The sequence below is a fragment of the Natrinema longum genome (assembly GCF_017352095.1).
Taxonomy (GTDB): Archaea; Halobacteriota; Halobacteria; order Halobacteriales; family Natrialbaceae; genus Natrinema; species Natrinema longum.
In genome coordinates this window covers 3,379,529-3,398,591 of the sequence record NZ_CP071463.1, presented here as the reverse complement: position 1 = coordinate 3,398,591, position 19,063 = coordinate 3,379,529, and the positions used below count along the sequence as shown (strand labels likewise).

Annotated in this window: 18 protein-coding genes; 7 read left to right on the top strand and 11 right to left on the bottom strand. The window is 66.0% G+C overall.

What is annotated here, in order from left to right:
* Positions 1 to 8 precede the first annotated feature (8 nt).
* From truD to J0X27_RS16840, 3 genes are all read right to left on the bottom strand, one after another.
* Positions 9 to 1,376 (bottom strand): tRNA pseudouridine(13) synthase TruD, encoded by a 1,368-nt coding sequence (gene truD / locus J0X27_RS16850; protein WP_207270300.1) that lies wholly within the window; start codon positions 1,374 to 1,376, stop codon positions 9 to 11.
* 84 nt (positions 1,377 to 1,460) lie between these two features.
* Positions 1,461 to 2,234, bottom strand: a complete 774-nt coding sequence (locus J0X27_RS16845) for an ABC transporter permease (RefSeq protein ID WP_207270299.1) — start codon at positions 2,232 to 2,234, stop codon at positions 1,461 to 1,463.
* Positions 2,231 to 3,220: an ABC transporter ATP-binding protein gene (locus J0X27_RS16840; RefSeq protein WP_207270298.1), complete on the bottom strand. Its 990-nt coding sequence runs from the start codon at positions 3,218 to 3,220 to the stop codon at positions 2,231 to 2,233. Before J0X27_RS16840 ends, J0X27_RS16845 begins: the two co-directional genes overlap by 4 nt.
* A gap of 367 nt (positions 3,221 to 3,587) precedes the next feature.
* Between J0X27_RS16840 and J0X27_RS16835 the strand changes: the two genes are divergently transcribed.
* Positions 3,588 to 4,544, top strand: a complete 957-nt coding sequence (locus J0X27_RS16835; protein ID WP_207270297.1) for a TIGR03557 family F420-dependent LLM class oxidoreductase — start codon at positions 3,588 to 3,590, stop codon at positions 4,542 to 4,544.
* A 63-nt stretch (positions 4,545 to 4,607) separates the two neighbouring features.
* On the opposite strand, the gene J0X27_RS16830 is transcribed toward J0X27_RS16835, so the two are convergent.
* Positions 4,608 to 6,233, bottom strand: coding sequence for a potassium channel family protein (locus J0X27_RS16830; protein ID WP_207270296.1), 1,626 nt, complete (start codon positions 6,231 to 6,233; stop codon positions 4,608 to 4,610).
* A gap of 139 nt (positions 6,234 to 6,372) precedes the next feature.
* On the opposite strand from J0X27_RS16830, the gene J0X27_RS16825 reads away from it, so the two are divergent.
* A complete protein-coding gene (locus J0X27_RS16825; protein ID WP_207270295.1) occupies positions 6,373 to 7,389 on the top strand; it encodes an aldo/keto reductase in 1,017 nt (338 codons plus the stop codon).
* Positions 7,390 to 7,507: 118 nt separating this feature from the next.
* Positions 7,508 to 7,978 carry a cupredoxin domain-containing protein gene (locus J0X27_RS16820; protein WP_207272107.1) on the top strand — a complete coding sequence of 157 codons (471 nt, stop codon included), beginning with the start codon at positions 7,508 to 7,510 and terminating at the stop codon, positions 7,976 to 7,978.
* Between the two features lie 136 nt (positions 7,979 to 8,114).
* On the opposite strand, the gene J0X27_RS16815 is transcribed toward J0X27_RS16820, so the two are convergent.
* Complete coding sequence (locus J0X27_RS16815) at positions 8,115 to 9,311, bottom strand: M24 family metallopeptidase (RefSeq protein WP_207270294.1); 1,197 nt, start codon at positions 9,309 to 9,311, stop codon at positions 8,115 to 8,117.
* Between the two features lie 102 nt (positions 9,312 to 9,413).
* Between J0X27_RS16815 and J0X27_RS16810 the strand changes: the two genes are divergently transcribed.
* The 3 genes from J0X27_RS16810 (at position 9,414) to J0X27_RS16800 (ending at position 13,490) form a co-directional block, all read left to right on the top strand.
* Complete coding sequence (locus J0X27_RS16810; protein ID WP_207270293.1) at positions 9,414 to 10,568, top strand: LolA family protein; 1,155 nt, start codon at positions 9,414 to 9,416, stop codon at positions 10,566 to 10,568.
* A 207-nt stretch (positions 10,569 to 10,775) separates the two neighbouring features.
* Positions 10,776 to 12,074: a 3-phosphoshikimate 1-carboxyvinyltransferase gene (gene aroA, locus J0X27_RS16805; RefSeq protein ID WP_207270292.1), complete on the top strand. Its 1,299-nt coding sequence runs from the start codon at positions 10,776 to 10,778 to the stop codon at positions 12,072 to 12,074.
* Positions 12,075 to 12,347: 273 nt separating this feature from the next.
* Entirely contained in the window at positions 12,348 to 13,490 is a 1,143-nt protein-coding gene (locus J0X27_RS16800; protein ID WP_207270291.1) for a thiolase family protein, read from the top strand.
* A gap of 61 nt (positions 13,491 to 13,551) precedes the next feature.
* On the opposite strand, the gene J0X27_RS16795 is transcribed toward J0X27_RS16800, so the two are convergent.
* The 5 genes from J0X27_RS16795 to J0X27_RS16775 all read right to left on the bottom strand — a co-directional run bounded on the left by J0X27_RS16795 (position 13,552) and on the right by J0X27_RS16775 (position 17,515).
* On the bottom strand, positions 13,552 to 13,983 hold the full coding sequence (locus J0X27_RS16795; protein ID WP_207270290.1) for a toxin-antitoxin system TumE family protein: 432 nt from the start codon (positions 13,981 to 13,983) through the stop codon (positions 13,552 to 13,554).
* Between the two features lie 3 nt (positions 13,984 to 13,986).
* Positions 13,987 to 14,511 (bottom strand): DUF7342 family protein, encoded by a 525-nt coding sequence (locus tag J0X27_RS16790; protein WP_207270289.1) that lies wholly within the window; start codon positions 14,509 to 14,511, stop codon positions 13,987 to 13,989.
* Positions 14,512 to 14,596: 85 nt separating this feature from the next.
* Positions 14,597 to 15,172 (bottom strand): DoxX family membrane protein, encoded by a 576-nt coding sequence (locus J0X27_RS16785; RefSeq protein ID WP_207270288.1) that lies wholly within the window; start codon positions 15,170 to 15,172, stop codon positions 14,597 to 14,599.
* A gap of 277 nt (positions 15,173 to 15,449) precedes the next feature.
* On the bottom strand, positions 15,450 to 16,622 hold the full coding sequence (locus J0X27_RS16780; protein ID WP_207270287.1) for an MFS transporter: 1,173 nt from the start codon (positions 16,620 to 16,622) through the stop codon (positions 15,450 to 15,452).
* A 326-nt stretch (positions 16,623 to 16,948) separates the two neighbouring features.
* Positions 16,949 to 17,515, bottom strand: a complete 567-nt coding sequence (locus J0X27_RS16775; RefSeq protein ID WP_207270286.1) for a tRNA (cytidine(56)-2'-O)-methyltransferase — start codon at positions 17,513 to 17,515, stop codon at positions 16,949 to 16,951.
* A 211-nt stretch (positions 17,516 to 17,726) separates the two neighbouring features.
* Between J0X27_RS16775 and J0X27_RS16770 the strand changes: the two genes are divergently transcribed.
* Positions 17,727 to 18,203 carry a cupin domain-containing protein gene (locus J0X27_RS16770; RefSeq protein WP_207270285.1) on the top strand — a complete coding sequence of 159 codons (477 nt, stop codon included), beginning with the start codon at positions 17,727 to 17,729 and terminating at the stop codon, positions 18,201 to 18,203.
* Positions 18,204 to 18,283: 80 nt separating this feature from the next.
* Here the strand turns inward: J0X27_RS16770 and J0X27_RS16765 are convergent, their stop codons facing one another.
* On the bottom strand, positions 18,284 to 19,036 hold the full coding sequence (locus tag J0X27_RS16765) for a hypothetical protein (protein WP_207270284.1): 753 nt from the start codon (positions 19,034 to 19,036) through the stop codon (positions 18,284 to 18,286).
* Between the last annotated feature and the right edge of the window lie 27 nt (positions 19,037 to 19,063).

Genomic DNA, 19,063 nt, shown 5'->3' with positions numbered 1-19,063 from the left:
AATCGATCTCAGCCGAGGTCGATGGGATCCACCTTCAGATACTCGCGCGAGACGACCGTCGCGTACGACCCCTTCGGCAGCGCGAACGCGAGCGTCAGCGGCTCCGTCTCGAGGCGCAGATCCGTCCGCAAGAGCATCGCGCGCCGGGCCCCCGTCGAGCCGAACTCGCCGGGCAGATCGAAGTCCGCCGGCTCGAGGCCCAGTTCGTCGAGGACGGCGCGTTCGATCTCGCCCTGTTCGCCGTCGGCCAGTTCCGTTTCGGTGCCGACCAGCGGCGCGGTGACGAACGCCCGGCCGCGCTCGCAGTGGCGGGTCACCGAGTCGACCCGGCGCTCGTCGACGCGCTGGAGCCGGTCGGTGTCGGGGAGTTCGAGCCCGTCGGGCGCGTCGGTATCGGCAAAACAGACGACATCGCCGGCGACGGGGCGATCGAACGGGAGCCCGCGCTCGAGCCGTTCGGAGAGCATCAGGTTGAACGCGTAGGACTGTGCCGCGTGGACGAACAACCGCTGGAGATTCGAGGGGACCCGCTCGAGGGCCTCCCGAAAGGCCTCGGGGCCTGGCTCGCCGTCGTGTTCCGCGAGGGCGTGGATCATCGAGCGCTCGTAGCGGAGCCGACGTGGCACTCGCTCGAGGGCTTCCTGCCAGTCGCGGGTCTCCTCGACGAAGGCCCGGGCCTCCTGCGTGGATTCGGGTTCGGCTTCGGTGGGGTTCCCGAGGTAGGCCATCACTGCGCCCTCCCAGTCGTCGCGGGCGATCGCGAGGCCCACTTCGTGGGTGACCGGCCGACGGCTGCCGAAGCGCTGCTGGCCGAAGAAGTTCGGAACGCCGATCGAGACGGCCGAGTCGTCGGCGTCGACGCCATCGCCGTCGGTCTCGAGCCCGCCGAAGTTGCACAGTTCGTCGGTGATCGCCCCAGCGTTGTCGGGGCGCTCGGGATCGGTGACCACCAGTTCGAACGCGTTACCCGCGAGGTCGCCGAACTCGAGGTTTCGGCCGGCCTTGCCCAGTACTTCGATCTCGACGTCGTCGATCTCGGGCAGGTCCTCGGGATCGGCCCCGTAGACAGAGAACAGTTGCGTCGTCACGGCGTACTTGTCCTTCGTCCCGGCCCAGTTGACCCGCTCGCGAGAGATGCCGAGCGCGTCCGAGAGCCGCGAGGCGAAATCGTTGGTATCCCACCCTCGCAGCGTCGCTCGAAAGACGAGGTGGGGGTAGGCGTCCGTCGGCGCGTCGACGGGTTCGGTGTCGAAGCGCTCGAGTTCGCGGACCCGGAAATCGGCGTCGTCCTCGCGGAGACGGCCGCCGACGCCGTCGGTGTCGCTGACGTAGTACTCCATCCCGACAGCCTGCTCGGTGGGGTGGCCTGGGCGCATACTGATTGGCGACGATTCGAGTGCCGCGCGTAAATCGGTTCGTTCTCGCAGGCGGTCGATCGCGGCGTTACCCGTGAGCCGCGGTCAGTCCGTCTGTGGGATCGACCGCGCACCGAGGGCGAACGCGAGGACTGCGAGGACAGCGAGAATCGCGAGATTCGCGATCGCGGGATCGACGCCGGCGACTGCGGCCGTCTCCGCACCCGAATACGTCGCGGCTCGTACGCCGCGTGCGAAGTACGTCAGCGGCGAGAGGTTCACGAGCGGCTCGAACCAGCCCGGTAGCTGGGACAGCGGGACGAACGTCTCCGAGAGGAACAGGAGGGGAAGACCGATCCCGTTGCTGGCGGCGACCGCACCGTCCTGTGAATCGGTGTAGCTGCCGAGCATCGCCCCGACGCCACAGAAGCAAACGACGCCGACGAGGACGTAGGGGACCAACAGCGGCGAGAAGACGATCGACGCACCGGTCAGCACGATAACTAGTCCGAGGATGAGCAGGCTCGCCAGTCCGATGATCGCCGCGTTGACGACGGTCTGGGCGAGCAGCCACTCTCCCCGACCGAGCGGCGTCGTCGCGAGCTTCTCGAAGCGGCTCCCCTCGCGGTGTCGCGCGACCTCGCTGCCCATCCGCGAGAGGGGCGTAAAGAGGACGACGACGGCGAGATAGCCAGGCACGTAGAACGCCGGGGGTTCGGTGAACAGCCCGCCACCCGTGGGATCGGTGCGGATCAGCGCCCCGAAGATGACGATCAGGATCACGGGGAAGAAGAACGTAAAGAAAACCGCCGTCCGCCGGCGGACGAACGACCGCCAGCCGGCACTCGTCTCGGACCGGACGCGTCCCATCCGGCTCACGCCGTCTCACCCGCCCGTGCGAGATCCGACTCCCCTGCTCCACCGTCGTCGCTCTCGAGGCGATCCGTCCGCGCCTGCTCGGTCGCGTCGGCCAGTTCGAGATAGACGTCCTCGAGGTCGGGTTCGGCCCACGAAAGCTGGGTGTACTCGACGTCGCGTGCCTCGAGGTAGTCGACCACCGTCCCGATCGCTGCGGGCTCGATGTCGCGGACGACGATCGCGCCGTCCGTGCTTCGGCGTCGACCGCGCTCCGGGCGGTCGACCGGATACTCGAGGTCGGCGAAGGCCGCCGGATCGGCCGCGGTTTCGACGGTCAGCCGGCTCGAGCCGCCGTGGTCGCGGACCAGGCGTTCGGGGGGACCCTGTGCGACGAGCGAGCCGTCGGCCAGCAGGCCGACACGGTCGGCGAGGCGCTCGGCCTCGGCCATGTCGTGTGTCGTGAGCACGACGGTCGTTCCGCCGGCCGCGAGGTCCTCGATCAGCCGCCAGACGGTCCGGCGGCCGGCGGGGTCGATGCCGGTCGTCGGCTCGTCGAGGAAGAGCAGATCGGGGTCGTTGACCAGCGCGGAGCCGACGCAGACCCGTCGTTGCTGCCCGCCCGAGAGGTCTTCGTACCAGGTGTCGCCGGCGTCGACGAGGCCGACGTCGGCGAGGACGGCGTCTGGATCGCGCGGGTCGTCGTACAGCCCCGCGTAGTAGGACAGGAGTTCGCGAGCGCTGAGTCGCCCCGGCGGCGAGAACTCCTGTGGCAACACGCCAAGGCGGTCGCGGTCGACGGCCGTCGGCGAGTCGTCGAGGATCCGGGCCGTCCCGCTATCGGGGTCGGTCGTCCCCGTCAGCGCGCGGACGAGCGTCGTCTTGCCGGCCCCGTTCGGGCCGATCAGGCCGAAGACTTCGCCGCCCTGGACCGACAGCGAGGCCCCGGACAGGGCGACGGTCTCGCCGTAGGCCTTCTCGAGGTCCGTCGCTTCGACTACGGCTTCCATACGGGTCGGTTCCGGCGCGGCGTGGGTAAGGGGTTCGGTTCGGGGTTCACGTGGAGTCGTGGATCGCGCCGCCGCTGAAAGTGGCTTCAGCACGTCCGACGGAAAGAGAGCGTCCTGCTACCGTGGCAACGCGGAGTAACCACGCCCTCCCCAACCGATTCGCTCGCTCCGGAGTCGCTCGCTCATCCCTCGCACGATGTCGAACTGTCCCTCACTTCCGTTCGGCACAGTTCAGCGCGCGCCACCGCAGGTCAGATACTCGAGGCGCAATAACTGGCGTCGAGATCGCGTCACCGGACACGGCCGCGCTCGCTCTTGCCCTCGCAGGTGCAACCGTTACCCGACGGTCCGTGGTAGCTGGCGGAGAATGACCCAACTCGGGTACACCCTCTCGAGCGAGGAGCACGGGCCGACGGAACTGGTCGACATCGCCCGTCGCGCCGAGACGGCCGGTTTCGATTTCCTCTCGATCTCGGATCACTTCCATCCGTGGGTGTCCGCCCAGGGGGAGTCACCGTTCGTCTGGTCGACGCTCGGCGGCATCGCGACGGTGACCGACGACATCGAGGTCGGCGTCGGCGTCACCTGCCCGACGGTCCGGATCCATCCGGTCAACGTCGCCCACGCGGTCGCCACCGTCGACGAGATGCTCGGCGATCGCTTCACCTTCGGCGTCGGTACCGGTGAGAACCTCAACGAACACGTCACCGGCGAGCGCTGGCCCGAACACGACGTGCGCCTCGAGATGGTAGACGAAGCGATAGACGTCATGCGCTCGCTGTGGACCGGCGAGACGACGAGCCACCACGGCGAGTACTACACGGTCGAGAACGCGCGGCTCTACACCTGTCCCGACGAGCAGCCGACGACGATCGGGAGCGCGTTCGGCCCGCAGACGGCCGAATGGGTGGCCGAGAACGCGGACGGGCTCTGGTGTTCCGGCCCGAAATCCGAGCCGGTCGCGGCCTACGAGGACGCCGGCGGCGACGGCCCCAAGTACACGCAACTGCACGGCTGCTACGCCGACAGCGAGGCGGAAGCGATCGAAACGGTCCTCGAGCAGTGGCCCAACGGCTCGATTCCGGGCGAACTCGGCCAGGAGTTGCCGACGCCGGCTCACTTCGAGCAGGCCGCGGGGATGGTCGAGAACGAAGACATCGCCGAGGCCGGCACGACCACCGAACCCAACCCGCAGGCCCACATCGATAGCATCGAGGAGGCGATCGACGCCGGCTACGACCACGTTTACTTCCACCAGATCGGGGACGAACAGGAGCGGGCGATCGAGTTCTACGAGGAAGAGGTGCTGCCGTCGTTCGAGTGAGCCCCGCGACGGGCGCTCGGGGCGGTCGCCCGTTTCACGGCTGCGTGCTCGAGGCGAGGGGTCTCAGCACGCGAGTGCGACGAACTGGTTGACCGCCTCGTCACTTCCCGCAACGATCAGCATGTCGTCCTCGCGGACGACGAACTCCGGGCCGAGGTCGGTCAGCAGGTCCCCGTTGCGTTCGACCGCGACGACGGTACAGCCGGTCCGCGCTCGCAGGTCCACGTCGCCGAGGCTCCGCCCGGCGATCCGCGGCGCGGTCGTCCTGACGAGTTCGAACTGCGTCTCCGGCGTGAGGATCTCCTCGTCCTCGATCAGGATGGAGCCGAGCATCCGGCCGGTCACCGTCGACAGCGACAGGACGTACTCGGCTCCGGCCCGGTAGAACTTCGGAATGTTCTCGGTCTCGTTCGCTCGTGCGATGATTTCGACGTCGGGCGCGACCTGTTCGAGGACCAGCGTCGCGTAGATCGTCGTCGCGTCGTCGTCGAGGGTGAGGATGATCGCCCGGGAGTCGTCGACATCGGCGGCCTCGAGGACTGACTCGTCGGTGACGTTACCGACGACGTCGACGCCGGGAACGTCCTCGAGGTCGACGACGCAGGTCGAGACGCCCCCGGATGCGAGCGTTTCGACGGCGGTTCGGCCGACGACGCCGTAGCCGCCGACGACGACGCGGTCCGGGTTGTGCCGCAGCGCCGACACCGTCCGCGATTTCAGCTCCGTGAGGTCGTCTCGACGGCCCGCAACGAGCAGGATCGTGTTCCCGTCGATCACGTTTTCGGAGCCGGGAACGGGGACGAACTCGCCGTTGAACCACGCGCCGATGACGGTGATCCCCATCCGGTCGCGGATGCCCGACTCGGGGATCGTCTGGCCGACCAGATCGCTGTGGTCCTGGACGAGCAGTTCGGTCACCGCGAGATCCTCGCTGAGTTCGATCGTGTCCCGGAGTTCGGCCGAGACGGTCGTCGTCGCTTTCGTCGCGAGGCTCTGGCCGAGTACGTGCCGCGGCCGGACGATCTCGTCGGCCCCGGCGTAGCGGTGATAGCTCGCGACCTCGGCGTCTTCGACCACGCTGACGATTTCGAGGTCGCTCGAGAGTTCGCGAGCCGTGAGGATCACCATCGCGTTGGTTTCGTCGTCGATGTCGGTGACGAGAGCAGTAGCCTGCTCAGCGTTTGCCGCGTGGAGCGTTTCCTCCTGGTCGAGTTCGCCGTGGATGGCGTTCGTCCCCTCGTTGTTGAGGTCGACGACGAGTTCGGCGTCGTCGTCGATGAAGACGTAGGGGACGTTCGCCGCCTCGAGTTCCCCCGCGAGGACGTCCGAGCGCGGTGTGTACGAGCAGATGACGACGTGGTCGGAGAGGTCGGTCGACTTCGGCGGCCGGTCCTCGAGGGCCTGCTGAAAAAGCGGAACGACGATCAACGGCAAGGCGAGAAAGACCAGCAGGACGCCGGTGAGGTTCATCCCGATCACGAAGAGGTTCATCGCGGTGCTCTCCCAGGGGGCGTCGCCGCCGAAACCAGCCGTCGTGAGCGACTCGATGACGGCCTGAATCGACTGTACGTACGTTTTGGTCTCCCCCTCGAACGCGGCCATTCCCAACTGATAGAGCCCCGCGTAAACGAGGACGAGAACGAGGACGGCGACCAGCGAGAGGGCGATCCGCCGCCACCAGTGGTTCATTATCCGTACGTGACTATCGAGTGGTTTGTAGCTTCGGAACTTCGAGCAGATAGACGCCCTCGAAATTCACACCTACTGACCGCCGTCGGGCAATCACCGCTTCCCCACTCGTTTTGACGCTCGCCGCTGAACGCTCCCCATGGAGTATACGACGCTCGGAAATACGGGTACGACAGTATCGAAGCTCTGCTTCGGAACGTGGCGCTTTGGCAAGCAAAGCGACGGCACCGTCGAGACCGACCGCGAGGAAGCGCACGAACTGCTCGACGCCTGCTGGGAGCACGGCATCAACTTCATCGACACCGCGAACGTCTACGGCGATCCCAACGGCAAGAGCGAGCGCTGGATCGGCGAGTGGCTCGAGGACCGGGGCCACCACCGGGAGGACCTCGTCCTCGCATCGAAGGTCTACTTCCCCTTCGACGGCCGGGGTGAACCCGGGCCGAACGACTCCGGACTCGGCCGCAAGCACATCCGCGCCCAGATCGAGGGCACCCTCGAGCGATTGGGGACCGACTACCTCGACCTCTACTACATCCACCGCTGGGACGATGACACGCCGATCGAGGAGACGATGCGGACGCTGACCGAACTCGTCCGCGAGGGCAAGGTCCACTACCTGGGGGCCTCGAGCATGGCCGCCTGGAAGCTCACCAAGGCGCTGTGGACCAGCGACGTCGAGGGCCTCGAGCGCTTCGACGTGACCCAGCCGATGTTCAACGCCGCCGATACGGACGACGTGAGCGACTACCTCGACGTCTGTGCGGATCGGGATATCGCCGTCTGTCCGTACTCGCCGCTTGCCGGCGGGTTTTTGACCGGGAAGTACGAGCGCGCAGATGACGGAACCGTCATTGCGCCCGACGGTGCCCGCGGCAGCCTCACCGATCTGTTCGAGGACCGCTACACCAGCGACACCGCCTGGGAGGTGCTCGAGGCCGTCGAGTCCGTCGCCGACGAGATCGACGCCACGCCGGCACAGGTGTCGCTGCGGTGGTTGATGGCGCAGGATCGGTTCACCTGCGTGCCGATCGTCGGCGCACGGACGGCCGACCAGCTCGAGGAGAACGTCGGCGCGGTCGACCTCGAGCTGTCCGCCGCGCAATTCGAGCGGATCGACGCGGCGCGTGGCGCGGACGACGGCGACTATCGCTGAGCTCGCCGCTCGTCGCTGGGGTGACGTTCCCATTCGGTCGGATTTCTACAGACGTTTATTGCTGTTTGGGCCCTAAGCGAACGTGATGACACGAGAGAGGGGCATGTCCCGACGACGGATGCTCGAGCTAACAGGTGTCGCAGCGTCGACGGCGTTCATCGCCGGCTGCGGTGGCAGCGGTAACGGTAACGGCGGTAACGGTGGGACCGACGGTGACGGTGGTAACGGCGGTAACGGCGGGAACGGGGGGAGCGGAGAAGTGCTCGAGCCCGGGACGCAGATCGAGTTCGACGGGCAGACGTCCGGCTGGCTCGGCATCGCGCCCGACTCGATCGCGGACGCGGAGAACCCGACGATCACCCTCCAAGAGGGGGAAACCTACGAGATCGGCTGGACGACCGGTGACGGCGCACCGCACAACATCGCGATCTACGACGAAAACGACGACGTCGTCGACGACCTCCAGACCGAACAGGTGACCGAGCCTGGCGACGATCAGTGGCTCGAGTTCGAGGCCAGCAGCGAGATGGTCACGTACATCTGCGAGGTCCATCCGACGACGATGGTCGCCGATATTCAAGTCGAATAGCACAGTCGCGACGCGATAGATAGCGAACGCGAGACGGTTGCGTGCCGCCGAACGACGGGGCCGTTTCGACGGACCTCGTTCGGGGACAGGACTTGCTCTGTCTCCAACGGTCCCCGTCTCGCCTGTCCGTCCCTCCTTACTGTCGACCGCTAGCCGTCGGCTCGAGCCCGATTCGGTACTCCGTCAGGTTCTCGTGCCCGTCCGCGGTGACGACCACGAGGTCCTCGATGCGGACGCCGCCGACCGCGGGGTCGTAGATGCCGGGTTCGATCGAGATCACGTGGCCCGGTTTCAGTTCGCCGCCCGAGGGCGAGACGCTGGGCTGTTCGTGGATGTCGAGGCCGACGCCGTGGCCGGTGCTGTGGATGAATCCCGTCTCGGTGGTTGGGTCACTCCGCAGCGTCTCGTAGCCCGCCGCTTCGATCACGTCACAGACTGCGTCGTGAACCTCGGCCCCCGTTACACCCGCTGCGACCGTCTCGAGGCCGGCCTGGTAGGCCCTTCGCGTGACCTCGTAGCGCCGTCGGGCTTCCTCGCCGGGGTCACCGCGAGCGAACGTCCGGGTCATGTCGGCGAAGTAGCCCGTCTCCTTGTCCCGCGGGAAGATGTCGATCACGATCAACTCGTCGGACTCGAGCGGGCCGCTGCCCCGATCGTGGGGGTCCGCGCCGTCGGCCCCGCAGGCGACGATGGTCTCGTCGAGCGCGCAGCCGTGTCGGAGCAGTGTGACCTCGATTTCCTCCGTGACGCGCTCGCTGGTGAGTGCCTCGCCGTCGTGGACGAGGATTCCGTCTTCGACGTCCGCGGTCGCGATCAGTTCCTCGGCGGTCGCCATCGCGGCCTCGTTAGCCCGTTGGCTCGCCCGAATCTGGTCGACCTCCCAGTCGGTTTTCGTCGCGCGGATGTCCGTCACGATGTTCTCGCGTTCGACCGTCACCGTGTGTCCCTCCTCGCGGAGCCCGTCCGCCGTTCCCGTCGGGAAGTTTCGGGGGACCGCGACCGACGCCACCTCGTGGTCCTCGAGAAAGGCCGCGAGCGTGCGGATCTTCCCCTCGTACTGGCCGTATTCCCCGACCAGTTGCTGGTAGTCGTACGCTGCTCGCCGAGTCACGGACTCCGCGTTCGCGTCCGCACTCGCACGACCGTACTCGAGGCCGGAGACGAGCAGGTGGACGCCGTCCTGGGTCACCAGCGTCTGGTAGGGGTCCGGTGCGGTAAAGCCGGAAACGTATCGCTGGTCCGAATCCGAGGCATCGTCATCGATCAGGTAGCCGTCCAACCCCTCGGCCGCGAGGTACTCGCGAAGCGCGGCGAGATCGACATCGACGTTCATGGACGATTCTGGGAGTGCCGACTACATAATCTCGGGGTTCCCGGCCGTTCCGGACCGATCCGAATCCACAAACTTATCAATAGAGGATACTGTATCACGCGTATGAAACGTCGCCGGCTCCTGGCAACGGGGGCTGCAGTCGCACTCGCCGGCTGTGTCAGCTATGCGGGCGACACCGATGTATCCCCCTCGAGCGAGACACTCATCCGGGAGGCAATCGAGCAGCGGCGCGGCATGACCGATCTCGAAGCGCGCCGAACCATCCGAGTCGAAACCACCGAGGACGCGTTCCAGCGGACCGAGGAAATCGCTCGAGAGCCGCCGGCCAAGCAGCGTATCGAGGTCGTCGAGTCGACCGATCCGGACGTTCCGGTCGGCTCGGTCATCGTGACGAACCGGACGACGACCTGGGAGTATAACCCGGCGACGAACGTCGCGGACAGGCAGTATCATCCGAACAAGGTCGACACCGACGGGACGAAACGCGAACTCGAGGAACTGCGATCGGCGTACCGGCTCGACTACGGGGGGACCGGGACCGTCGGTGATCGCACGGCCCACGTCATCGAGACGCGACCGCCGGTCGAGGACATCGATCGATCGATCAACCTCGTCGTCGGTGATACGGAGTTCGTCATCCCGCTGGACGCGGCCGAGGACGGCGAGGAAATCTCGGCGAATCGAACAGTATGGATCGACGACGAGTACCGGTATCCGATCAAGGAGCGAACCACCATCGCTGACGACGAGGAGACGCGCTACGAACTGACCGTCACGTACCAGGACCTCGCGATCGACGAGGGGATCGAGGAGGATACGTTTACGTTCCTGCCGCCGGCGGACGCGACAGTCGTCACCGACGGTCCCGAACCCGACGGCGTCTTCGACTCCCGGTCGGCCGCCGCGACGGGACTCCCATACGACTTGCCGGACCCGGACGTGCCTGGCCCGTACGTACTCGATCGGATCACCGTCGTCGAGATGGGCGACCAGTACGGTGGACTGACTACGACGCTGTGGTACAACGATCCGAACGTGATCGCGCGCGAACTCTACGTGACCGTCCGGGAGTCCCAGCGGTTCAGGCCGACCTCGCCGGCCCTCGAGGAGATCGATCTCGACGGCCGAACCGCATACCGTCGCGACGAGGGGGTCCGGACCATCTTCTGGAACTGTGCCGACCTGTCCTACGAAGTCTCGAGTCTGCGAGCGGAGACGCCGCTGCTCGAGATCGCATCGTCGATCGACTGTTCCTGAGCGGGCTGTATCACTAGTGGCGGTACGCCTGTACCGCAGGGTCGGCGGGGATCAGACCGCCGGGTTCGACCCTGCAGTCGACGGGTGGAACGGTACGAGGTCCCGAAGCCAGGTTCCGTTCGATACCGGTATCGGTCCCGGTCCGTCGCGGATCGAGAAACGCCCGCAATCGGTACCGTCATAGGTAGACCGTACGACACCCCGAGCATGAACGTCACGATCAGGCCCTCGAGCGTCGAGGGGACGGCGCAGGCACCGCCTTCGAAGAGTTATACCCACCGGGCGATCCTCGCGGCGGGCTACGCCGACGAGGCGACCGTCCACGACGCGCTCTGGAGCGCGGACACGCAGGCGACCGCCCGGGCGGTGGGACTGTTCGGTGGCGACGTCGACCGATACGACGACGGGATCCTCGAGATCGACGGCTTCGACGGCCGTCCCGAGGTGCCGGCGGACGTCATCGACTGCGCGAACAGCGGGACGACGATGCGTCTCGTCACGGCGGCGGCCGCACTCGCGGACGGGACCTCGGTGCTGACCGGCGACGAATCGCTGCGCTCGCGCCCGCAGGGCCCGCTCCTCGAGGCGCTCGCCGACCTCGGGGCCGAGGCGTACAGCACCCGCGGGAACGGACAGGCCCCGCTGGTCGTCACCGGCCCCCTCGCGGGCGGCGACGTGTCGATCCCCGGCGACGTCTCCTCTCAATACATCACCGCCTTGCTGATGGCCGGTGCGATCACCGAGGAGGGAGTCACCATCGACCTCGAGACCGAACTCAAGTCCGCGCCGTACGTCGACATCACGCTCGAGGTGCTCGCGGCGTTCGGCGTCGAGGCCCGGAAGACGGAGACGGGCTTTCACGTCGATGGCGGGCAATCGTACGCGCCGGCGGGCGGCGAGTACGCGGTTCCCGGCGATTTCTCGTCGATTTCCTACCCGCTTGCCGCGGGCGCGATCGCCGGCAATGCGGGTGAGAGCGTCCGCATCGAGGGCGCACACCCCAGTGCGCAGGGTGACAGCGCCATCGTCGACATCGTCGAGCGAATGGGTGCCGACGTCGACTGGGATCGAGACGCAGGGACGATCGACGTCTCGACGGCTCCGCTCTCCGGGATCGAGGTCGACGTCGAGGACACCCCGGATCTGCTGCCGACGATCGCGACGCTGGGTGCGGTCGCGGACGGCGACACGCGGATTACGAACGCCGAGCACGTCCGGTACAAGGAGACCGACCGCGTGAGCGCGATGGCCGACGAGTTAGGAACGATGGGGGTCGAAACGACCGAAGAGCGGGATTCGCTGACGGTCCACGGCGGTGCATCGACGCTCGAGGGCGCGACCGTCCAGGGGCGGGCCGACCACCGCATCATCATGGCGCTGGCACTCGCGGGGCTGGTCGCCGACGGCGAGACCACCATCGAAGGTGCCGACCACGTCGATGTCTCGTTCCCCGGCTTCTTCGGGCTGCTCGAGGAGTTGGGTGTGGAACTGGAGCGACGGGACTAGTCCCCGAACCGACGGAAAACACGCGACGGTGAACCGATCGATAGTCCGTCCGTTCTGGAAGCGATTGCCAGTGAGACACTCACAACTCAGGAGGCTCACGTCGCGTCCGTCCGGCCGATCGATGGTCGTAGGCCACAACTGACACTGGTTGCTCGCTCGCGGATCGTGTGTGGTCTTGGGAACCACCCTCCCTGACGGCCTCCCTCTCGACGAACGGCTCGCGTACTTCCGACAAAGATAGCTATTTATGTCCACGAAAAATGATGGTATACAATGTCAGCCAATACGCCGGTAATCGTTAGCGCTGTTAGAACTGCACAGGGGAAAGAAGACGGTGCGCTCGCGGATATCCGCAGCGAGGACCTCTCGATCCCGCTGGTCGACGAGATGCTCGCCGAGACGGGCGTCGAGGGCGAGGCCGTCGACGACCTGATGTGGGGCTGTGCACAGCAGCGCTCGGAGCAGCGGACGAACATCGCGCGCCAGATCGCGCTCTTCTCGGAACTCGGCGAGTCGGTTCCCGCAACGACTATCGACCGACAGTGTGCCTCCTCCGCACAGGCGATCATCAGCGCCGCGGACTCGATCGCCGCGGGTCGCCACGACGCGGTCATCGCCGGCGGCGTCGAGAGTATGAGCCGCGTCAAGATGGGCGGCGGCGATAGCGACGACATGTATCCCCCACTCGACGAGACGTACGGAATGCGAAACCTCCAGATGGGGATGACCGCCGAGAAGGTCGCCGAGAAGTACGACATCAGCCGCGAGGAACAGGACGAGTACGGCGCGCGCAGCCAGCAGCGTGCGGTCGAGGCCACCGAGGAGGGCAAGTTCGACGACGAGATCGTTCCCATCGAGACCGAGGACGGCGTCCACGACGAGGACGAGGGCCTCCGACCGGGGACGACGCCCGAGAAACTCGCCGAACTGCCGACGGTGTTCAAGGAAGACGGCACGGTCACGCCCGGCAACGCCTCCCAGATCGCCGACGGCGCGGCTGGCGTCATGCTGACCAGCCGCGAGTTCGCGGACGAGAACGACCTCGAGGTGCTGGCGGAAGTCGGCACCAGCTACGTCGCGGGCGTCGATCCGACCATCATGGGCGTCGGCCCCGTGCCGGCGACCGAGGGACTCCTCGAGCGCGCCGGCCGCGAGATCGACGACTACGGACTCGTCGAGATCAACGAGGCGTTCGCCAGCCAGACGCTGTACTCCCAGCGGGAACTGGGCATTCCGGACGACCAGTTGAACGTCAACGGCGGCGCGATTTCGATCGGGCACCCGCTGGGTTGTTCCGGCGCGCGACTGCCGGTGACGCTCGTCCACGAGATGAACCGCGAGGGCGTCGAACGAGGCATCGCGACGGAGTGTGTCGGCTTCGGCCAGGGTGCGGCGATCGAGTTCGAGTTGCCCTGAGGCGAGTCGACTGGGCTTTTTCGTCCGGACGTTGCGACCGGGTTCGAACTCCGTCGTCGGATCACTCGTGTCGCTCTCGAAGTCGGGTTTCGACGTACTCCAAGACGTCGAAGAGGACGCCGAGGTGGTGATCGGACTCGAGCGGTGAGGGTGCGGCAGACGACGACGCGTTCGGCGGCGGATGAAAATGCTCGCGAGGGGCGGTCGGTTTCGGATGGCGATCCCACCGACACTGCCAGGTCCGGTCGTCGCTGGCTTCGAGGTAGTGAATCGTGTAGTCGCCGCCGACGAACCAGCGAACGTCGAGTCGACTCCCGTTCACGCTTGCCGGGTACCGTTTCTCGTCGAGTCGGAGTTCGAGGACTCTCGGAGAGATCGAATCGGGTCGAAACTCCCAGTTCGAAACGAGCGACCGCGTGGTCGCACGCCGTGCGAGTACCTCGAGCGTCGGCACGTCGAGCGGCCCGCTCGGTCCCTCTTCTCGAGCGGTCACGGTTCAGACCCGTGCCCGTTCGTCGGCTGACGATTCCGCCCGCTGGACGGCTCGTTTCAGGAGCGTGATGTCCCGCCGAATCGTCCGCCACTCCGTGAGATCCTCCCAGCGATCGTGGAGGGTCTCGTGGTCCGCGATCGAGTCGTCCGGGACGACGGCGTCCGGTTCGGGGACGCCGTATCGTTCCTGTCGCTCTCGATCCGCGTCGATGAGTTCCTCGAGGCGGGTGTGAAGTTCGCTCGCGCTGTGGTCACGGACCAGCGTTTCGACGCGTTTCCACCGAAAGTACGACTGATTCCGCCGGTACAGTGCTGGCCGCTCGTTCGATCGGTCCGCGATCCCCATCTCGACGAGTTGCTCGAGCGCTCGTCGAGCGCCGTTTTCGGAACAGTCCGCCCGCGACGCGAACTCCCCCGCGGAGGCGGGATCGGTGGTACCGACGAGGCAGTCGTAGACTCGTTGGAACGTCGTTCGATTCCCGCTTCGATCCTCAGGCGGGGTTTCAGCGGATCCGAAACGATCCGTCATAGTCTCCCTTCGAGCGGCGAGATCATATATCTTCCTCACAGCACAGATATCTGTGCTACTGCCCGAGAGAAAAGAACGGAGCCGCCTACCCGAGGACGTACTCGAGGCGGGGGTAGCGCTCGAGGAGCGTCTGGCCGCCGAGGTCGTAGGTCTCGATGGAGGCGTCGAGGCCGAGGATCCGGCCGGCACCGAAGGCGGCGACGGCGAGGAAGACGAGCATGTACGCGAAGTCCCCGTTGATGACCCCGTGGGCGATGTCCCAGTTCCCGAAGTAGAACATGAGCATCATCAGCGCGCCGAAGAACGCCGCGAGGCGGACGAGCGCGCCGACGAGCAGGCCGAGGCCGATCAGGAGTTCGCCCCACGGGACGGCCACGTTCGCGAACTCGACGAACCAGGGCGTCGCGCCCATCCAGGCGAAGAGACCCGCGAGCGGGTTGCCGTTGGTCGCTGCGACGTTGGTCAGGTAGCCGCCGGCGCTGAACGGTTCGGCCGCGACGATCTTCGTGAACCCGGAGTAGGCGAAGGCCCAGCCCATCATGAGCCGGAGCGAGAGGACGAACCAGGCCGAGAGGCTGTGGGCGCGGCCGCCGACCGTGTAGCCGCCGATGGTGCTTTCGAAGGTGTTACGCGCGTCTGCGGAAATCGTGGATGAAGTCATGATGAAGGAAGGAAACTTCCTACTTCCTAGAAGGATAGGATACTATATAAATCTATTTGATATTCTATTTCGTGGTTACTGATAAGTTATAGAGATACGATTCACGATCTCGAGATCGGCGAACGCGTGGCAGGTGGGGGACCCGAACGGTCTGCCGCCGTCCCTGCTGTCGCCGACTGTGCCGCTCGTCGACCCTGAGAGATCGTCACCGGTGAGACGGGGCCTCGGAGGCGATCCTCGAGGATCGGAACTGCGGTTTTCGAGACGGCCTCAGGGGTCAGTATCCGAGATCGAACAGCCAGTTGACCGCGAGCGCGAGGAACGTCACCGAAAACAGTCCGGCGAGGATGAGAAACGCCGTCCCCCAACTGAACAGGTCGGCGAACAGTCCGACGCCGGCCGAACCCGCAGAGCCGACGACAGTGTAACACGTCCGGACGAGTCCGAAGCCGGCACCGCGTTCACTGGTGTCGAACTGATCGAGAAACCGGGGATCGATCGCGGCGAAGAAACTCGAGCCCAGTCCCGCCAACACCACGGCGGCACCGAGTGTCACGGGGGACCGGCCGACGACCAGTCCGAAGAGTCCGATGGCACCGGCGAACATCGAGCCGGCGATGGCGAGGTCGCGCCCGTACCGATCGGAGAGTTCGCCGAGCAGGAGCTGGCCGACGGTGCGAACGATGAAAAACGCGGAAAAAGCCGTGCCGGCGAGGGTCGCCGAGTAGCGGTGGTAGTCGACGAAAAACGTCGGCAGAAACGTGAGCAACCCCTGGACGATAAACGTGCCGAGCATCGCGACCACGAGGGTAAACGCGACTGCCGGCCGCGAGACGAGGTCGAACAGCACGGTGAGTTCGAACCGATCGCGCATCAGCTGCTCCGGCCGCCGGGGCTCCGTGGGGTCGATTCGCCAGGCGAAGAGGACGAAAACCGGGAGGCCGACGACCAGCGCGAGCGCGAGCGCCGGCCGCCAGCCGTACCGGACGCCGACCCAAGCCGACGCGACGGGCGCGACCAGTCCCGCGATCGGGGCACCCATCGAGTGGATCCCCACCGCACGGCCGAGTTCGTCGTACGTCCGCGACAGCAGCGTCGTCGCCACGGAGTAGTGCAGTCCTGCGACCGATCCCAGGAGGAAGGCGACCACGACGAACACGGCAAAGATCGGCGCGAACGCGAGCAAGAGGCTCGCGATCACCGTCCCGCCGACGGCGACGAGTATGATCTGCTTTTCCCCGTACCGATCGCTGAGGACACCACTCGGGAACTGCGAGAGGCCGTACGCGAGCCACATCCCCGTCAGCGCGAGCCCGATCCGCGTGTTCGAGACGTCGAACTCCGCGACGATGAACGGAATGACCGGACTGATCGCCATCCGGGCGAAGTACGTGACGAAAAACGCGAGCAGACAAAGCACGAGAACAGTCGTTCGGTACTGCCAGCGCATTCCTGTCTATTGGGTCCCGGAGTGGCCTCTATAAGTGTAGTGACATCGGAAAGAACGCGCCCGACAATCGTCTCCCGCTACGGGTGGCATCGAGCCGTTCTCACACTATCGACGGGCGGTCTCTCAGCCGCGATGCTCGTGTTCTACGGGAGGCGAGAAGACGTCGAGGTATTCCAACGGTTTCCCTTCGTAGAACGGTGCTCGCCAGCGGGGACATTTCGGCCTCCAAAGCATCGTCGCGCGACGGCTCCGTCCGCGTCTCGATCGCAGTAGCCGCCGTCGATTCCGTTCGCGTCCGCAAGCCGATATTCGCCCCCGCAACGATCTTACTCCCGTTCCGAGTTCGCGTCCGAATCCGCCGATTCGACGCGCTTGCCCGTCTCCATCGGGATCACCCGCCGATCGGCGTCGTCCCACTCCTGCTCGAGTTCTCGTCCCTCGAAGAGGCGATCCAGAAAGACCGCGAGCCCGGCGACTTCGGAGTGGGGCTGATTAGTCACGCCGACGTTCCAGTCGGCTTCCTCGTAGACGTCGAAGGGGACTTTTTCGGAGCCGACGACGAGCAACAGCGCCTCGCCGTCGCTTCCGTGTGCCGTTCGGATCTCGTCTTCGACGTCCTGAACGCGCTCGCCGTACATCGTGAGGTGGACGACTCGCCCCGTCCAGTTTCGGATGAGTCCCTGCGGGGAGCCGGTGAGTTCGGCCGCGAAGGGGCCGCCGAAGCGCTCGGTGATGTCCGCCACTGTCTCGAGTGACTGGCCGGCGTTGTCGGGAAAGACGACGCGGTCGGCCCCCAGTGCCCGCGCGGTCAGTCCGACGTGGGTCGTCATCCGGTCGTCCCGACCGGGTCGGTGACCGAGTCGAAGGACGGCGACCTCGCTATCGTCGTGCATGTCCGAACTCACTCTCGGCGGAGGTTAGGGGGTTTCGTTTTCCATGGGTCGTGGCTGAGCGTGTTCGGAATCGTGGGTGTGCTCAGGATCGGCGGTCCCCGTCTCGCTCCGACTCGGAGCCAGTCGTTCCGGACGCATGGCGGAACCGGGCGGGACGACGCGTTCGAGTGCGACGCGAAATTGTAAGTGATTGACGTGAGTGGGCTATCGTATGGACAAGACGAACGAAGCCGAGATCGACTGGAAAGAGTACGACCGCGAGGAGACCGCGTTCCGCCGCAAAGAACTCTCGAACGCCGTCGACGCGTCCGGGCTCGGCTGTAGCCTCTACGAACTTCCCTCCGGGATGCGATCGTGGCCCTACCACTACCACACGGCCAACGAGGAAGCGATCTACGTACTGGCCGGCGACGGCCAGCTCGAAACCGAGACCGGCCTCGAGTCGCTGACGGCGGGCGACTACGTGACCCTTCCGGCGGACGAGAGCGGGGGCCACCGCGTCGTCAACGACAGCGAGGGCGCGCTCCGCTATCTGGCGATGTCGACGATGAACGAGCCCGACGTCACCGTCTATCCGGAGATGGGGAAGTTCGGCGTGTACGTCGGGTCGCCCCCGGGCGGTCGCGACGACCGATCGCTCGAGGGCTACTACTACATCGACGACGAGACGGCCTACTGGGAGGAGTAGTGCGGTCGACCGCCCGGCTATCAGGTCCGTGCTGACCACCGTTCCGCCGTCAGATCCGTACCCGGGACAACCGACGCCGTTTAGGAATCGCTCTCCGTTTGATCGTGCGACGAGCTCGCACTCTCGCTTGCGGACGCGCTCTCGCTCGCCATCCCCATCCCGTGGACCTGACCGTGTCGATCGACGACGCTGGCCGAAATCCGCGTCAGGGGCTCGGGCTCGAACGTCGCCCGAACGAGCCGTCCGACGGTGGTTTCCTGGGCGATACAGGCCTCTTCTTCCTCGCCGGTGGATTCTTGCTCCTGTACTGCCGCCTCGAGGGCGAGCGTGTCCTCGCCGTCGCTGTCGTCGATCTCGATCGACTCGAGGACCAGCTCGTGGCAGGGGTTCGGTGCGCCGGCTTCGATCGGGACCAGGATCGACGTCTCGAAGTCCGTGTCGTCGACAACGTCGGCGACCTCCTCCGGCGTTGGCTCTCGTTCGGCGAGCCACTCTTGGGCACGGTCGCGATTCTGCAACAGCGCCACGTTCGGCGATGTCGACCGTTTCGGATACCGGTAGGCGTGGGTTTCGTGGTCCACCAGTTCGGTGGGTGTGTCGTCCGAGGCGTCGTCGGTTTCGCCCGAGTCGTCAGTCTCGTTGCCCGAACTATCGGTACTGTCATCCGAGCCGTCGTCGGTTTCGGTACCCGTCTCGTCGTCGGTATCGGGCGAACCGTTGCCGTCACCGTTACCGTCGGACTCGCTTCCGAGACCATCGCCGAGACAGCCGGCCGAGATCGCACACAGAGAGGCGGTTGCACCCAATAACGTTCGTCTGGAGGGACTTGTCATCGCTATCTGACCATACACGAGGGTGAC

What these genes read in the sequence shown, in the direction of transcription:
- truD (WP_207270300.1), bottom strand. Translation starts at nt 1,376, where the DNA reads ATGCGCCCAGGCCACCCCACCGAGCAGGCTGTCGGGATGGAGTACTAC.
- J0X27_RS16840 (WP_207270298.1), bottom strand. Translation starts at nt 3,220, where the DNA reads ATGGAAGCCGTAGTCGAAGCGACGGACCTCGAGAAGGCCTACGGCGAG.
- J0X27_RS16835 (WP_207270297.1), top strand. Translation starts at nt 3,588, where the DNA reads ATGACCCAACTCGGGTACACCCTCTCGAGCGAGGAGCACGGGCCGACG.
- J0X27_RS16830 (WP_207270296.1), bottom strand. Translation starts at nt 6,233, where the DNA reads ATGAACCACTGGTGGCGGCGGATCGCCCTCTCGCTGGTCGCCGTCCTC.
- J0X27_RS16825 (WP_207270295.1), top strand. Translation starts at nt 6,373, where the DNA reads ATGGAGTATACGACGCTCGGAAATACGGGTACGACAGTATCGAAGCTC.
- J0X27_RS16820 (WP_207272107.1), top strand. Translation starts at nt 7,508, where the DNA reads ATGCTCGAGCTAACAGGTGTCGCAGCGTCGACGGCGTTCATCGCCGGC.
- J0X27_RS16815 (WP_207270294.1), bottom strand. Translation starts at nt 9,311, where the DNA reads ATGAACGTCGATGTCGATCTCGCCGCGCTTCGCGAGTACCTCGCGGCC.
- J0X27_RS16810 (WP_207270293.1), top strand. Translation starts at nt 9,414, where the DNA reads ATGAAACGTCGCCGGCTCCTGGCAACGGGGGCTGCAGTCGCACTCGCC.
- aroA (WP_207270292.1), top strand. Translation starts at nt 10,776, where the DNA reads ATGAACGTCACGATCAGGCCCTCGAGCGTCGAGGGGACGGCGCAGGCA.
- J0X27_RS16800 (WP_207270291.1), top strand. Translation starts at nt 12,348, where the DNA reads ATGTCAGCCAATACGCCGGTAATCGTTAGCGCTGTTAGAACTGCACAG.
- J0X27_RS16790 (WP_207270289.1), bottom strand. Translation starts at nt 14,511, where the DNA reads ATGACGGATCGTTTCGGATCCGCTGAAACCCCGCCTGAGGATCGAAGC.
- J0X27_RS16785 (WP_207270288.1), bottom strand. Translation starts at nt 15,172, where the DNA reads ATGACTTCATCCACGATTTCCGCAGACGCGCGTAACACCTTCGAAAGC.
- J0X27_RS16780 (WP_207270287.1), bottom strand. Translation starts at nt 16,622, where the DNA reads ATGCGCTGGCAGTACCGAACGACTGTTCTCGTGCTTTGTCTGCTCGCG.
- J0X27_RS16775 (WP_207270286.1), bottom strand. Translation starts at nt 17,515, where the DNA reads ATGCACGACGATAGCGAGGTCGCCGTCCTTCGACTCGGTCACCGACCC.
- J0X27_RS16770 (WP_207270285.1), top strand. Translation starts at nt 17,727, where the DNA reads ATGGACAAGACGAACGAAGCCGAGATCGACTGGAAAGAGTACGACCGC.
- J0X27_RS16765 (WP_207270284.1), bottom strand. Translation starts at nt 19,036, where the DNA reads ATGACAAGTCCCTCCAGACGAACGTTATTGGGTGCAACCGCCTCTCTG.